This is a genomic window from Paratractidigestivibacter faecalis, assembly GCF_003416765.1.
GTDB classification, from domain to species: domain Bacteria; phylum Actinomycetota; class Coriobacteriia; order Coriobacteriales; family Atopobiaceae; genus Paratractidigestivibacter; species Paratractidigestivibacter faecalis.
In genome coordinates this window covers 121,706-135,675 of record NZ_QSNG01000001.1, presented here as the reverse complement: position 1 = coordinate 135,675, position 13,970 = coordinate 121,706, and the positions used below count along the sequence as shown (strand labels likewise).

Genomic DNA, 13,970 nt, shown 5'->3' with positions numbered 1-13,970 from the left:
CTCTCCCAAAGAAGAAGGCCCGCCCGCCGCCGCAGGAGGTTGGACGGTGGGCGGGCCTTCGAAGGGGAGCACGCTTGGTGGTTCCGTACGGTCTGCGGAGTCCGTCTCCGCATCCCTCGTCCGACCCTAATTCAACCAAGACGGCCTGCCTTTGGGCGAACTATCGCGTGACTAGCCTCAAACGTGGCACGAATTGCAGTGGTCACGACTCGGCGGCACGCGGCCGGAAAAAGGGGCGCCGGCCCCCGAGGGAGCCGGCGGGGAGAAGCGAGAAGAGCGGGCTAGGCGTCGGCCTTGACCTCTTCCTTCTCGGGCTTCGTAAGCGGGGCGGCCTTGTAGGTCTTGGTGCGCTCGTCGTCGATGACGCCAGACCAGTTGAGGCCGAAGCAGAAGTCGTAGGAGTTGCCGTCGGCGTCGACGTAGGGATCCATGTCACGCGGGACGTCCTCCTCCTGCTCGAAGACGGTCTGCATGTCCTTGGGCATCTGGAAGGAGAGCAGGCCGGAGGGCTCGACGGTGCCGGAGATCACGCGGGCGTAGGCCTCCTCGGAGACCTTGTTGAACGCGAAGACGATGGCGTCGACGGACGGCTCAATCTCGCCGAAGCACATCGGGCGGTCGGCGTCCACGACGAGGATGAGCTTGCAGCCCTCGGGCAGACGGCTCTTGACGTCGAGGACGAGATCAAGGTCGCTCTCGTTGGTGGCGTAGGTGCTGGCGCCAAAGACGGAGCGGTTCTGGAGCTCGCCGAGCTCGTCCACCGGGTTGAGGGACTCCTTGCGGACGTAGTCCTGGTCGGCGGTGAACGGACGATACTGCAGGGACAGCGGCTTCCAGTAGGGGCCGGGCTCCGGCTCGGTGCCCATGACGACGGTCATGAAGCTCGGGCCGCCCTGGACGCCCTGGTAGGCATCCTTGGGGTTGTTGACCTTGACGATGGCGTACTTGCAGTCGGCCAGCTCCTCGGCGGTGAGGCGCGTGATGTCGGCCTCGGAGGGATCGGCGGACTCGGCCACGTGGTCGGTCACGGTCTCCCAGTACTCGTTCTCGAGCTTGGCGCCAAAGCACGGGGCGATGGAGGCGGGCTGCGCGCCGCCGAAGCGGCTCATGGAGGCGGCGGTGAACTTCTGCGGGATGTAGACCTTCGGCTTGTCCTTCATGCCGTCCTTGGCGATGACGTTGCCGGAGTTCTTGAGCATGACGACGGCCTTGTCGGAGGCGTCGGCGCCAAAGGCGGCGGCGTCCTTGTTCTCCAGGATGGCCTTGGCCTCGGAGCGGTCGGAGTAGGGCTGCTCGAAGAGCTGGACGTTGAGCATGACCTTGAAGATGCGGCGGGCGTTCTCGCGCAGGGTCTCCAGGGCCTTGTCCTCGCCGTCCTCCTTGGCCATGAGGTCATAGGCCTCCTTGGCCACATCGGGCTGGAAGGAGCCGCCGTGCTGGGAGATGGTGTTGTTCATCAGCTTGGCGTAGCGCTCGGGGACGGTCTTGTCCTTCATGCCGTGCTGGATGCCGTCGAGAATCATCCAGTCGGTGCAAATCATGCCATCCCAGCCGGTGTTGCGCAGGATGGAGATGTTGTGCTTGGAGTACGCGGAGCCCACGTGCTCGCCCAGGCCGTCGGGGTCGTTGGGGTCGTAGGCAATGCCGTAGCAGGGCATGACCGCGGCCATCTGCTCGGTCTTGGAGTCCAGGTGCATGCCGCCGTCCAGGAACGGGACCAGGTGGGCGTCGAAGTTGCCGCCGGGGAAGACGTTCCACTTGCCGGAGTCGGAGTGGTCGTCACGGCCGCCCTCGTTGGAGCCCTCGCCCACGAAGTGCTTGAGCATCACGGCGCAGGACTGGTCGCCCCAGCCCTTGTCGTCGGTGGCCTCGTCGTCGCCCCAGGTGGACTGCATGCCGCCGCCGAAGGCCGCGGCGAAGTCGCGGTTCAGCGCCGGGTCCTCGGAGACGGAGCCGGAGGTGCGGGTGCCGATGGGGTTGGAGTAGACGTCCACCTGCGGGCCGAGGTCGCAGCGGACGCCCGTGGCGCGCCACGCGCGGGCCTGCCACATGCCGGCCTTGCGCCAGACGTCCTTGTCCATGACGGTGGACAGGCCGATGGAGGACGGCACGCCAAAGAGGACGTACGGGTCAGAGTAGTTGAGGTACGGAACGCCGTAGGCGCTCTTCTCGCAGACCTCCTGGACCTTGTTGATCCACTCGACGTCGGTGGCGTAGGACTTGATGGAGCTCTGGAGGCGAGAGACGCCCGCGCGGGAGCCGGCCTCGATATAGTCCATGGCAGAGGTGTCGGTGGTGGTGGAGCTGGACTGGGTGCCGCCTGCCCACAGGAGCGGGAACAGGTCGTCGGGCTGCATCATCTGGGCGAGGGCCTTGGCGCGCTCGTCGACGGGCTGGCGCCAGTCCTCGTAGAGGTCCAGCTTGCCGTCGCCGTTGAGGTCCTTGAAGGCATAGCCGTCGACCTGGATGATCTTGGCGGTGTCCATGACGCCCAGGACGGCGCCGCCGTCCTCGTTGGTGACCTTGGTCCAGCCGTCACGGACCTCCTCGGAGGCCCACTTGGCCTTGACGTCGTCCTTATCGGGCTCGATGGGGTACTTGTCGGCGGCAGGCGCGGCAAGCGGGTCGGAGGCGGCGCCACCGGCGTTGCAGCCAGCCAGGCCAACGAGGCCTGCGGTCAGGGCGGAGCCTGCGAGGAAACCCCTACGAGTGACGTTCTTCATGTCTTTCTCCGTTCTGTAAGAGTGCTCTTCCCGAGGAGACGGCCGCCCCTTATCGCGGCCGCCCCTCCACTCAACAAAAACGAACGCCGGGCAAGCCGGCATCCGGCCTAGCCGTAGAAGTCGAACTGGATGGTGTCGAAGTCGGCAATGTCAAAGGCGTGGGCGTCGCCCTCGAGGTTGGCCTTGCCAGAGACGGTCAGCTCGATGTCGCCGGCCTTCTCGAGGTGAAGGGTCAGCTTGTCAGCGGTGCCCTCCCAGGTGCCCTTGTCGTTCAGCAGGTCGGCGTGGGCCTCGAGCGGCACGACCTCGCAGGTACCGTCCTCGGCGAGGTTGACGTCGAGCATCTGCTCGAAGCCGCCGGCGGTGCCGTAGACGGTCTGACCGGTCATCTCGACGGAGCCGCGCCACTGGCCGGCGTAGAACTTGTTGGCGTCGAAGTCGCTCTTGGAGTCGGACTTGGAGTCGGATTTCTGCTCGGTGGCGGTGGTGGTGCCGCTGTTGGAGCTGGTGCCGCTGGAGGCGTTGCCGCACGCCACCAGGGGCATGCTGAGCGCCATGGCAAGAGCGCCGACGACGAGCATCTGCTTCTTCATACCTACCTCTTTCTCCCAAACCCGCCGCAGGTAGAGGCGGGTTTCCCTTGCCCTTTTGGGCAACCTTCTGCGCTTTGCTCGCCAGCGAGTGAAACTGCCCCGCTGACCTCGCTTTGCTTGAGCTGAACTTAAAATGCGGAGTTAACTGGGCGCTAACATTTGTCACAAAGAAGCGCGCCGATGGCACAAAAGACAGCGCCAAGCCGCGAACGGCGGCGGCGAACGGTCGATATTTGCCGCAGACGGCAACATTGCCCGGTGGTATGCGGCAAAGGTAACCTGTTGTGTGGGGAGAAACGCGCGTGCGCGGGCAACGGTCGCGCGCGACTACAGGAGGAGGCAGTATGTATCGCACGCTCGTCGTCGAGGACGAGGCGCAGGAGGCCCGGCACCTGACGGACCTGCTGACCCGCTACGGAAAGCAGCACGGCGTTGAGTTCAAGGTAACCTGGCACTCCTCGGCCATGGAGATGCTCTCCGACAAGGGCCACTACGACCTCTGCCTGCTGGACATCGAGATGCCCGGCATCAACGGCATGGAGGCCGCGGGGCTGCTTCGCACCTACGACGAGACCATCCCCATCATCTTTGTTACCAACCTGGCCAAGTATGCCGTCAAGGGCTACGAGGTGGGCGCACTGGGGTTCATCGTCAAGCCGGTGAGCTACGGCGGCCTCTCGCTCAGCCTCGACCGCGCGCTGCGCGCCATCGGCGCAAACGCCGGGCGCTCCGTGGCCGTGCCCACCGAAGACGGCGTGCGCGTGGTTCCGCTGCGCTCCATCATCTACGTCGAGGTCACCAAGCACCGCCTGACCTACCACATAGAGAACGAGGAGCCCCTGGAGGCCCGCGGCTCCCTCGTCCAGCTCGAGGAGGAGCTCGCCGAGGCGCCCGTGGTTCGCGTCTCAAAGAGCTGCCTTGCCAACATGGACAAGATCTCGCTGGTCAGAAACGCCGAGGTCCAGATGACCAACGGTGACCTGCTGCGCATTTCTCGCACGCACAAGAAGGAGGTAGTCGACAAGGTCACCGACTACCTGGGCGGCCGCCGATGAGCGTGGCTAGGGCGCTGGCGGGCCTGCTCTCGGCCCGCTGGGCCATCCAGATCGTGGTGACTCTGACCATCCCTGTCTTCATGCTGGCCCACCGCCTCCCCCACCGGCCCGACACCAAGCTGCGCGGCGCCGCGGCCATCCTGGCGCTCTTCGTGCTGTGCGTGGCCCCCGTGGCAACAGGGATCGTGCGCGGCCTGGGCATCACGGAGTCATCGGCGGTCTTCACGGTGCTTCTGGCCATATACGCGCTGCTCATCATGTGGGTGTACGACACAGGTCCCTGGCCGGCCATCTTCTGCGCCACCGCCGGCTACACCCTGCAGAACCTGGCGAGCGGCCTAGAGGTGCTCTGCGCCATCCTGGCCTCGCACCGCTCCAGCGGAGAGCTGCCCGAGCCGTGGTCGAACATCCTGGGGTTTGGCATCCCGCTGGTGGTCTACGTCGTCGGCTACCTATCCTTTGTCCGACAGATCGACCGCAACGGCCTCGCGGGCGTGGGCGACAAGTCCATGCTGGCGATGTTTCTGGTGGTGGTGCTCGTCATCATCAACTTTGACATCCTGATCAAGAGCCTGTCCTGGGGAAGCGTCAAGTACACCAGCCTCATCCTGCTGCGCATGGTGCACTCGGTGCTCTGCGCCTTCGTGCTCTTTGCCGAGTACGAGATCCTCTACGCGCGCCGCATGAGCGACGAGAAGGCCGAGACCGAGCGCCTGCTGGCCGAGCGCCAGCGCCAGTACCGCCTCTCCAAGGAGAACATCGACGCCATCAACATCAAGTGCCACGACATCCGTCATCAGATCCGCCACTTTGCCGACGAGGGGGACGTGGTGGACCGCGAGGCCCTGAAGGACATCGCGCGCGAGGTCAACGTGTACGACTCGGTGGTCGAGACCGGCAACGAGGCCCTGGACACCATACTTACCGAGAAGAGCCTGGCCTGCTCGCAGGAGGGCATCACGCTCTCGTGCATAGCCGACGGCGCGGCGCTGGGCTTTATGGCCCCGTCGGACATCTACTCGTTCTTCGGAAACGCCCTGGACAACGCCATAGAGGCGACGCGCGCCATCGAGGACCCAGAGCGCCGCAACATATCGCTCAACGTGGCGCGGCGCGGCTCCATGGTGGCCGTGAGCGTGGAGAACTTCTATGCCGTGGAGCCGCAGTTTGACGGCGACCTGCCCCGCAGCACCAAGGGTGACGACGCCAACCACGGCTTTGGCGTCCGCAGCATGCGCGGCACCGTCGAGCGCTACGGCGGCACCCTCCACGTGGGCACCAACGACGGCGTCTTCTACCTCAACGCATTGCTGCCCGCAAAGTAGGGGCGCACGGCACCGGATGGGTCGCAGGGACACGCAAAAAGGCGCCCGGCGAGAAGTGCTTGCTTCTCGCCGGGCGCCCTTTTTTGCGGTGGGGCAAGGCCTTAGTACAGCGCGAACTCGATGGAGTCGAAGCCGTCGATGCCGAACTGGGTGGGGTCGGCGGACATGGCGTTGTCGTTCTCGATGGTCATGGCGATGGTCTTGCCGTCGAGCTCGAGGGTGACGGTGTCGCCGTCAAGCGTCCAGGTGCCGGTGGCGGTCAGCAGGTCCTCGTGGTTCTTGCAAGGCTTGGTCTCGGCGGTGCCGTCCTCGTTGAGGAAGACGTCGAGCATCTGCTCGGTGCCGCCGGCGGTGCCGTAGACGGTCTGGCCGGTGGTCTCCACGGAGCCGCGCCACTGGCCGGCGTAGTAGGAGGCGTCCTTGGTCTTGGAGTCGGAGGACGAGGAGCTGGACTGAGTGGTCGTGGTCTCGGACTTGGTGTCGGTGCTGGTGGAGCTGCCGGAGTTGCCGCAGGCGGCCAGCGGCATGGCGAGGACGGCGGCGACGGCAAGGACGAGGGCCTTCTGCTTGATCATGTTCTTCTCCCTTTTGAACGGAGGGTCTGGGGAGCCCGGGGCGCGCAGGACGCCCCGGGCTACTTGGCTTGACCTTATTTAACGAGAAGCGCACGGCAGGTGGGCGATCTTCTCGCAGGCCGTCAGACTGGCGGCACGAAGTGCATTCCTAGCTTGCGACGACCTTGGTCTCGGGCTCGGTCAGCGGCGTGGCGCCATAGGTCTTGGTGCGCTCGTCGGAGATCTTGCCGCTCCAGTTGAGGCCGAAGGCAAAGTCGTACGCGTTGCCCTCGGAGTCGGTGTAGGGCACCATGTCGCGCGGGACGTCCTCGTCCTGGCCCTCGACCTCGGACATGTCCTTGGGCATCTGGCAGGGCAGCAGCGCGGAGGGCTCGGTCTGGCCGGTCACGATGTTGGCCAGGGCCACGCCGTTCACGCCCTGGGACATCATGAAGTGAACCAGGATGACATCGGCATAGGGCTCAATCTCGTGGAAGCACATGGGGTGGGTGGCCTCGACCACGAGGATGAGCTTGGCGTCCTCGGGCAGCTTGCTCCTGACCTCGATGACGCGGTCAAGGTCGCTCTCGTTGCCGCAGACGGTGGTCTGGCCGTAGTGGCTGCGGTTCTCCTTGACGCCGCCGGACTGGGAGTCCCAGACGGTGCCGTTGGCGGAGCCCATGACGTTGCCGGCGATGGACTCGCGGCGGACGTTTTCGCCGTCGGCGGTGTAGGGGCGGTACTGCAGCGAGGCGGGCGTGCAGGTCACGGTACCGTCCTCGTTGGTGGTAAGAGAGGACTCGCCGGTGGGACAGTCCACGACCAGGATGGCGTACTTGCACTGGACAAGCTCCTCGTCGGAGGGCATCTGGGCGTCGGAGGCCTGGTAGACGGGGTCGCTGGAGGCGTTCTCGTCGACGGGCATGCCCGGGAAGCCGCCCGCGGCCTTGCCGGTGGGCTCGCCCACGGTGTCGGTCAGGACGTCAAAGTACTTGTTGGCAACGTCCTCGTCGATGGCCAGCTGGAACTTAGCCGGCGTCGTGGAGAACATGCCGCCGCCCACGAGGGCCTGCGGGATGTAGCAGCGGGGCTTGTCGCCCAGGCCGGCCTTGGAGATGACGTTGCCCTTGTTCTTGAGCATGACGATGGACTTCTCGGCGGTCTCGACGCCCAGGGCGGTGTTGGCCTCGTCCTCAAAGAGGGCCTGGGCCTCCTCGCGGTCGGAGTAGGGCTGATCGAAGAGGTCGACGTAGTTCATGCAGGTGAAGATGCGGCGAGCGGAGTCGCGCACGCGGGCCAGGGCCTCGTCGGCGCCCACCTCGGCCTCAAGGCTCTTGTAGGCCTTGGTGAGGTTCTCCACGTCAAACTCACCGCCAAACTGGTCGTCTCCGGCCTTCAGACCCTTGAGCTGGCGCTCGTCGGGCGTGAGGTCCTCGACGCCCCAGACGCGGTTCTTCATCATGGCGCCGGGCTCAGAGTCTCCCGTGATCTGCCAGTCGGTGGTCACCATGCCGTCCCAGCCGGCGTTGCGCAGGTAGCTGGTGCGCATCTCAGAGAAGCCGCCGCCCACGTTCTCGCCGTACTTCTGGTCCTGGTCGTAGGCAATGCCGTAGTTGGGCATGATCGAGGCCGTGGCGCCAGTCTTGGAGCCCAGGTTGAGCGCGCCGTCCAGGAACGGGACGAGGTGCGCCTTGAAGTTGTCGCCCGGGAAGACGTCGTACTTGCCGCCGTCGGAGTGGTCGTTGCGGCCGCCCTCCACGGCGCCGGCGCCACAGTAGTGCTTGGCCATGCCGAGGATGGAGTCCTTGCCCCAGCCCTGGTCATCGGTGCAGGCGTCGTCGCCGAAGGTTGACTGCAGGCCGGTGATGAAGGCGCGGGCAAAGTCGCGGTTGAGCGCCGGGTCCTCGGAGGCAGATCCGCTATAGCGGCAGTAGGTGGGGTTGGTCGAGATGTCGATCTGGGGCCCGAGCAGGCAGCGGACGCCCGTGGCGCGCCAGACCTTGGCCTGGACCTTGGCGGTGCGGCGGATGATGTCCATGTCCATGGACGCCACCAGGCCGTCGTTGTCGGGGATGTCGAAGTTCTGGTACTGGTCGGTGGAGTTGAGGTACGGGATGCCGTAGGCGCTCTTCTCGCACTCCTCCTGGACGGCGTTGATCCAGTTGACGGCCTCGACGTAGTTGTCGGGTGCGGCCTGGGCGCGAGAGACGCCGGCGCGCATGCCGGCCTTCAGGCTGGCGGCGTCATCGTCGTTGAGCGGGGCGGTGGTGGAGGTGCAGCCGTTGTGCCACATGAGCGGCAGAATCTCCTCGGCGCTCATGGACTCGGCGAGGGCCTTTGCGCGGTCCTCCGGGCTCTGGCGCCAGTCCTCGTAGAGGTCCAGTTTGCCGTTGCCGTTCAAGTCCTTGAACGCGTAGCCGTCCACCTGGATGATTTTTGCGGTGTCCATGACGCCCAGCTCGGCGCCGCCGTCGGGGTTGGTCACGCGGGTCCACTTGTCCTTGCGGCTGGTCTCGCTGGACCACTTGGCCTCGACCTTCTCGCCGTCCGGGTCGATGGGGTACCTGTCGGCCGCGGGCGCGGCGAGCGGGTCGGCCGCGGAGCCGGAGCCGAGGCCTGCGTTGCAGCCGGCCAGGCCCATGAGGCCGGCGGCGACGGCCGTTGCCTGCAGGAAGTTCCTTCTGGTTACGTTTGCCATGTCCTTCTCCCTTGGTGTGACTTGGCGCGAATGGTACTGTGACCGATTTAAGGACCAGGTGCCCGTTCGGTGAGGGCATCCCGCACGTTCCGCGCGTTTTGCCGCACGGCCGGAAGCCGCCGGGCGCCAAGCGGACGCACGGAAAAGCGCCGCCCCGGGGAAGAGTCGGGGCGGCGCAAGGCAGGAGGAGCTGTCAGATCAGAGGCTGGCGAGAAGTGCGCGAGGCTACTTCCACTCGCCGGGCTTGACCTTGGTCTCGGGGTTGGTCAGCGGGTTGGCACGGTATGTCTTGGTGCGCTCGTCCTCGATGACGCCGCTCCAGTTGAGGCCAAAGCCAAACTCGTAGGTGTTGCCCTCGGAGTCGGTGTAGCACTCGACGTCGCGCGGCACGTCCTCCAGGGACGCCTCCACGGCCTCCATGCTCTTGGGCATCTGGCAGGGAAGCAGGGCGGAGGGCTCCACCTCGCCCTTGAGGATGCGGCCGTAGGCGGGACCAAAGGCGCGGCCGCTGCTTGCCCAGGACCACAGGATGGCGTCGGCAGAGGGCTCGATCTCATGGAAGCACTGGGCGTTGTTGGTGGCCTCCACGATGAGGATCAGCTTGGCGTCCGCAGGCAGGGCCGCGCGGGTGTTGAGCACCAGGTCGAGGTCGCTCTCATTGCTGGCCGTGACGGACTTGCCCTTGTAGCTGCGGTTCTCCTTCTGGCCGTTGACGACGTCGCCGGCAAGCGAGGGGTCGCGGGCGGTGTCGGCGGTGTAGGGGCGGTACTGCAGGGAGATGGGCAGGTACTTCTCGTCGGCGGGGGTGTCTGCCGGGGCGGCTCCGAACATGCCGCCGCCAGGCTCGCCGGCGCCGGTGGACGGGGAGGCAACAAGCAGCACGGCGTACTGGCACTCGGCGATCTGCTCGGGCGTGGCGCGCACGACGTCGGAGGCCTGGTAGACCGGGTCGTCCGAGGCGGGGGCGGCCATGGGGCCAAAAGCCATCTGCTTGCCGGTGGGCTCGCCCACGGTGTCGGTCACCACGTCAAAGAGCTCGTTGGCAACGTCCTCGTCAACGGCCAGCTCGAAGTGAGCCGGGACGCCGTTGCCAAACATGCCGCCGGAGACGAACTTCTGCGGGATGTAGCACTTGGGCTTGCCCTTGATGCCATCCTTGGAGATGACGCCGTCCTTGTTCTTGAGCATGACGATGGACTTGTTGGAGCACTCCTGACCAAAGTCGGCGGCAGCCTGGTCGTTCAGGACCTGCTTGGCGTACTCGCGGTCGGAATAGGGGTTGTCAAAGAGCTGGACCTGGTTCATCACCGTAAAGATGCGACGGGCGGAGTCGCGAACGCGCGCCAGGGCCTCGTCCTCGCCGTGGTCCTTCTCGTAGAGCTTGTAGCCCTCCATGCCGATCTCGGGAGCCCAGTCGCCGCCAACCTGGTCGACGGTCGCCTCGAGCAGCTTGTCGAAGCGCTCGGGCTCGGTGAGGTCCTTGACGCCGTGGGCGCGGTCGCCAAAGTCGGTGGCGCGCAGGATCTGCCAGTCGGTGGTGATCATGCCGTCCCAACCGGCGTTGCGAAGGATGCCCAGGTTGCGCTTGTTGTAGGCGCCGCCCCAGATGGGGCCGAGGGACTCGTCGTCGGTGTAGGCGATGCCGTAGTTGGGCATGACGGCCGCCATCTGGCCGGTCTTGGAGTCAAGATGCAGGCCACCGTCCAGGAACGGGATGAGATGGGCGTTGAAGTTGTCGCCCGGGAAGACGTCGTACTTGCCCGCATCGTTGTGGTCGTTGCGACCGCCCTCGACGGCACCGGCGCCCACGTAGTGCTTGAGCATGATGGCAACGGAGTCCTTGCCCCAGCCCTTGTCGTCGGTGCAGGCGTCGTCGCCCCAGGTGGACTGCATGCCGCCGCCGAAGTTCTTGGCAAGGTCGCGGTTGGCGGCGGGATCCTCGCAGATGGAGCCGCCCAGGCGCGTCCAGACGATGTTGGAGCCGATGTCGACCTGGGGTCCGAGGTTCACGCGGGCGCCGGTGGCACGCCAGGCGCGGCCGGTGTAGCGGCCGGACTTCTTCCACAGGTCGGCGTCGAAGGACGAGACCAGGCAGTGGTTGTCGGGGATGTCATAGAGCTGGTAGGGGTCAGTGGAGTTCATGTACGGGATGCCGTGCGGGTCGTTCTTCTCGCACCACTCCTGGACGGCGTTGATCCACGCGATGGCGCCCGCGTAGTTGTCCTTGTCGGCCATGGCGCGGGAGACGCCGGCGCGCATGCCCTCCTTGAGGGTGGCGACGGAGTCGTCGTCGAGCGGGGCGGCGGTGCTCATGAAGCCGTTGTGCCACATGAGGGGGATGATCTCGTCGGCGGACAGCTCGTCGGCCAGGGCCTTGGCACGCACGCCCGCCGGCTGGCGCCAATCCTCGTAGAGGTCAAGCTTGCCGTTTCCGTTGGCGTCGCGGAAGGCGTAGCCGTCCACCTGGATGATCTTGGCCTCGTCCATGACGCCCAGCTCGGCGCCGCCGTCTTCGTTGGTGACCTTGCACCAGCCGTCACGAGTCTGCTCGGAGGCCCACTTGGCCTTGGCGCCGTCCTTGTCGGGGTCGATGGGGTACTTGTCCTCGGCGGGCGCGGCCAGCGGGTCTGCGGCCGAACCAGCGCCGGCGTTGCAGCCAGCCAGGCCCACCAGACCAGCGGCAATGGCGCTGCCGGCGATAAAGCCCCTGCGCGTGATGTCTCTCATGGTTTTCTCCCTTGCTCTTCCCGGCGGGCCTTTGCGCCCGCTCTTGGGCTTCAGTTAAGCCAGCGGGAAGGCGGCTGAAACACGTTGCCGCACGGTCGGTCGCTTTTGCCGCACGGTTAGCATTTACGCAGGCACAGACGGTAGAACGGTCACCTGCCAGAAGAACCACCTTCCCAAAGATTGCTAACATGCGTCTCTAAGGGAGAGGAGAGCCATGCCTAACATCGCACTCGTTGAGGACGAGCCGGAGGCCGCAGACGTCCTCGCGTCGTTCATTGCCCGCTACGCAGACGAGAAGGGCCTTGAGCTGGTGGTCACGCGCTTCGGCAACGCCATGGACTTCGAGATGACGCACCAGCACTTTGACCTGGTCTTCATGGACATCCAGATGCCGGGCATCAACGGCATGGAGGCCGCGCAGCTCATGCGCACCTACGACTCAGAGACGCCCATCATCTTTGTGACCAACCTGGCACAGTACGCCGTCAAGGGCTACGAGGTGGACGCGCTGGACTTCATCGTCAAGCCGGTGACGTACTTCAACTTCCGCATGCGCATGGACAAGGCCATGCGCCGAATCCGACGCAACGGCAGCCGCAGCATCGCCATCGGCACGCGCGACGGCATGCGCGTGGTGGCGCTCTCCGACATCGAGTATGTGGAGGTCAGCAAGCACGACCTCTCGTACCACCTGGTGGGCGAGGGGGAGCCGCTCGTGGTCTACGGCAGCCTCGTGGCCTTTGAGCAGGAGGTGGAGGGAGGCCCCTTCGTGCGCATCTCCAACAGCTGCCTGGTCAACATGAACCGCGTGCGCGCCGTCCGAGGCGGGGAGCTGGTCATGCACGGCGGCGAGGTGCTCTACTTCAGCCGCTCCCGCAAGCGCGAGGCCGTGGCCACCATCACGAGCTTCTTGGGCGGGAGCATCTGATGTACTTCGACGGAGCAGTCGTTGCGGCATGTTCCATTGCCAAGCTGGTACTGGCAGTTTGGCTCTTCTCGCGGACGCTGCCCAAACGGGAGCCGACGCGGCTGCGCACGACCCTAACTCTTGCGGGCGTAACGGTCCTTGCCGGGGCGGCGGTAACCCAGGGCTTCTCGATGTATCCCACGCTTACGGACAACCTCTCCCTCTTCGTGGGCATCCTTACCCTCGTGGGCGAGCTGGTGATTGCGGTCTTTATGCAACGCCAGGTCTACGACTGCCCTCTGTGGACCTCGGTCTTCTGCTGCTCGATGGCTTATTCGCTGGAGAACCTCTCCTCGGCTGTGGAGCGGTCTCTCGGAGGCATCTGGCCCTTTGCCAGCTACCCGCCCGCCCTTTTCGAGGGGGCCGGACGCTTCTGGCTCGTCTCGCTGCTCGTGTACGCTGCCGCTTATCAGCTCTTTGTCAGGCGCGTGGAGAAGAACGGCCTCTTGCAGATTGACGATCCGGTGATGGTCGTTGTCACGGCCCTGGTCATTGTGGTCAACATGGTGCTGGACGTTGTGGTGAAGGATATCGCCGTGCCGAGCCTTGGGGTGCCGGGCTACGACGCCAAGACGCTCAGCACCGTCTACCTGCTGCTTTGCGTGTACATCATGTACTCCGTGTTTGAGATCGTCTACAACCGGCGCCTCCGGCTCAACATGGCCGCCATCGAGCGGCTGCGCGCCACCGAGGCCAAGCAATACCAGATGAGCAGGGAGAACATCGAGGCCATCAACATCAAGTGCCACGACCTCAAGCACCAGATCCGCGCATTGGCAAGCGGCGGCGCCTCAGTGGATGGCCGCGTGCTGGATGAGATCAGCCGCGAGGTGGGCGTCTACGATTCCGTGGTCAAGAGCGGAAACGACGCCCTAGACACCATCCTCACCGAGAAGAGCCTCTACTGCGAGAAGCACGGCATCACGCTCAGTTGCATCGCGGACGGGCGGGCCCTGGACTTCGTGGAGCCCACCGACCTCTACTCGTTCTTCGGGAACGCCCTGGACAACGCCATCGAGGCCGTCGAGCGCCTGGGCGACCCTGAGCGCAGAAGCATCGGCCTGGTGGTGCGCCGCACGGGCGACATGGTCTCCGTCCACGTTGAGAACTTTTTTGACGGCCAGGTGAGCTTCAGCGGGGAGGGGCTGCCCCAGACCCGCAAGGCCGACGAGGCCAACCACGGCTTTGGCGTCCGCAGCATGCGGATGATCGCCGAGGGACTGGGCGGCTCCCTGACCTGCAGAGCCCAGGGCGACGTCTTCCACCTGGACGCACTTCTCCCCATACCGGCGGGAGCCGCGGCGTAGGACCCCGCAGAAGTGTGACAG

At 65.5% G+C, this 13,970-nt stretch carries 9 protein-coding genes; 4 read left to right on the top strand and 5 right to left on the bottom strand.

Features of this window, described 5'->3' with window-relative positions; translation table 11 throughout:
* Positions 1–281: 281 nt before the first annotated feature.
* Both DXV50_RS00550 and DXV50_RS00545 read right to left on the bottom strand, forming a co-directional pair.
* Positions 282–2,723 (bottom strand): glycoside hydrolase family 3 N-terminal domain-containing protein, encoded by a 2,442-nt coding sequence (locus tag DXV50_RS00550; RefSeq protein ID WP_198666365.1) that lies wholly within the window; start codon positions 2,721–2,723, stop codon positions 282–284.
* Between the two features lie 107 nt (positions 2,724–2,830).
* The gene (locus tag DXV50_RS00545) at positions 2,831–3,316 is read right to left on the bottom strand and encodes a hypothetical protein (protein ID WP_117204296.1); all 486 of its coding nucleotides are present in this window, start codon (positions 3,314–3,316) and stop codon (positions 2,831–2,833) included.
* A gap of 344 nt (positions 3,317–3,660) precedes the next feature.
* Here DXV50_RS00545 and DXV50_RS00540 point away from each other — a divergent pair, with 344 nt between their 5' ends.
* Both DXV50_RS00540 and DXV50_RS00535 read left to right on the top strand, forming a co-directional pair.
* On the top strand, positions 3,661–4,371 hold the full coding sequence (locus tag DXV50_RS00540) for a LytR/AlgR family response regulator transcription factor (protein ID WP_117204295.1): 711 nt from the start codon (positions 3,661–3,663) through the stop codon (positions 4,369–4,371).
* A complete protein-coding gene (locus DXV50_RS00535; RefSeq protein WP_117204294.1) occupies positions 4,368–5,696 on the top strand; it encodes an ATP-binding protein in 1,329 nt (442 codons plus the stop codon). Before DXV50_RS00540 ends, DXV50_RS00535 begins: the two co-directional genes overlap by 4 nt.
* Positions 5,697–5,797: 101 nt before the next feature.
* Here DXV50_RS00535 and DXV50_RS00530 read toward each other — a convergent pair whose 3' ends face one another.
* From DXV50_RS00530 to DXV50_RS00520, 3 genes are all read right to left on the bottom strand, one after another.
* A complete protein-coding gene (locus DXV50_RS00530) occupies positions 5,798–6,271 on the bottom strand; it encodes a hypothetical protein (protein WP_117204293.1) in 474 nt (157 codons plus the stop codon).
* Positions 6,272–6,419: 148 nt separating this feature from the next.
* A complete protein-coding gene (locus DXV50_RS00525) occupies positions 6,420–8,948 on the bottom strand; it encodes a glycoside hydrolase family 3 N-terminal domain-containing protein (RefSeq protein WP_117204292.1) in 2,529 nt (842 codons plus the stop codon).
* Between the two features lie 225 nt (positions 8,949–9,173).
* Complete coding sequence (locus tag DXV50_RS00520; RefSeq protein ID WP_117204291.1) at positions 9,174–11,675, bottom strand: glycoside hydrolase family 3 N-terminal domain-containing protein; 2,502 nt, start codon at positions 11,673–11,675, stop codon at positions 9,174–9,176.
* Between the two features lie 214 nt (positions 11,676–11,889).
* Between DXV50_RS00520 and DXV50_RS00515 the strand changes: the two genes are divergently transcribed.
* Both DXV50_RS00515 and DXV50_RS00510 read left to right on the top strand, forming a co-directional pair.
* Positions 11,890–12,603, top strand: coding sequence for a LytR/AlgR family response regulator transcription factor (locus tag DXV50_RS00515; protein ID WP_117204290.1), 714 nt, complete (start codon positions 11,890–11,892; stop codon positions 12,601–12,603).
* Positions 12,603–13,949, top strand: coding sequence for an ATP-binding protein (locus DXV50_RS00510; protein WP_117204289.1), 1,347 nt, complete (start codon positions 12,603–12,605; stop codon positions 13,947–13,949). Before DXV50_RS00515 ends, DXV50_RS00510 begins: the two co-directional genes overlap by 1 nt.
* The last annotated feature ends 21 nt before the right edge of the window (positions 13,950–13,970 follow it).

Bases quoted from the DNA above. Each gene is read 5' to 3' on its own strand.
- DXV50_RS00550 (WP_198666365.1), bottom strand. From the start codon at position 2,723: ATGAAGAACGTCACTCGTAGGGGTTTCCTCGCAGGCTCCGCCCTGACC.
- DXV50_RS00545 (WP_117204296.1), bottom strand. From the start codon at position 3,316: ATGAAGAAGCAGATGCTCGTCGTCGGCGCTCTTGCCATGGCGCTCAGC.
- DXV50_RS00540 (WP_117204295.1), top strand. From the start codon at position 3,661: ATGTATCGCACGCTCGTCGTCGAGGACGAGGCGCAGGAGGCCCGGCAC.
- DXV50_RS00535 (WP_117204294.1), top strand. From the start codon at position 4,368: ATGAGCGTGGCTAGGGCGCTGGCGGGCCTGCTCTCGGCCCGCTGGGCC.
- DXV50_RS00530 (WP_117204293.1), bottom strand. From the start codon at position 6,271: ATGATCAAGCAGAAGGCCCTCGTCCTTGCCGTCGCCGCCGTCCTCGCC.
- DXV50_RS00525 (WP_117204292.1), bottom strand. From the start codon at position 8,948: ATGGCAAACGTAACCAGAAGGAACTTCCTGCAGGCAACGGCCGTCGCC.
- DXV50_RS00520 (WP_117204291.1), bottom strand. From the start codon at position 11,675: ATGAGAGACATCACGCGCAGGGGCTTTATCGCCGGCAGCGCCATTGCC.
- DXV50_RS00515 (WP_117204290.1), top strand. From the start codon at position 11,890: ATGCCTAACATCGCACTCGTTGAGGACGAGCCGGAGGCCGCAGACGTC.
- DXV50_RS00510 (WP_117204289.1), top strand. From the start codon at position 12,603: ATGTACTTCGACGGAGCAGTCGTTGCGGCATGTTCCATTGCCAAGCTG.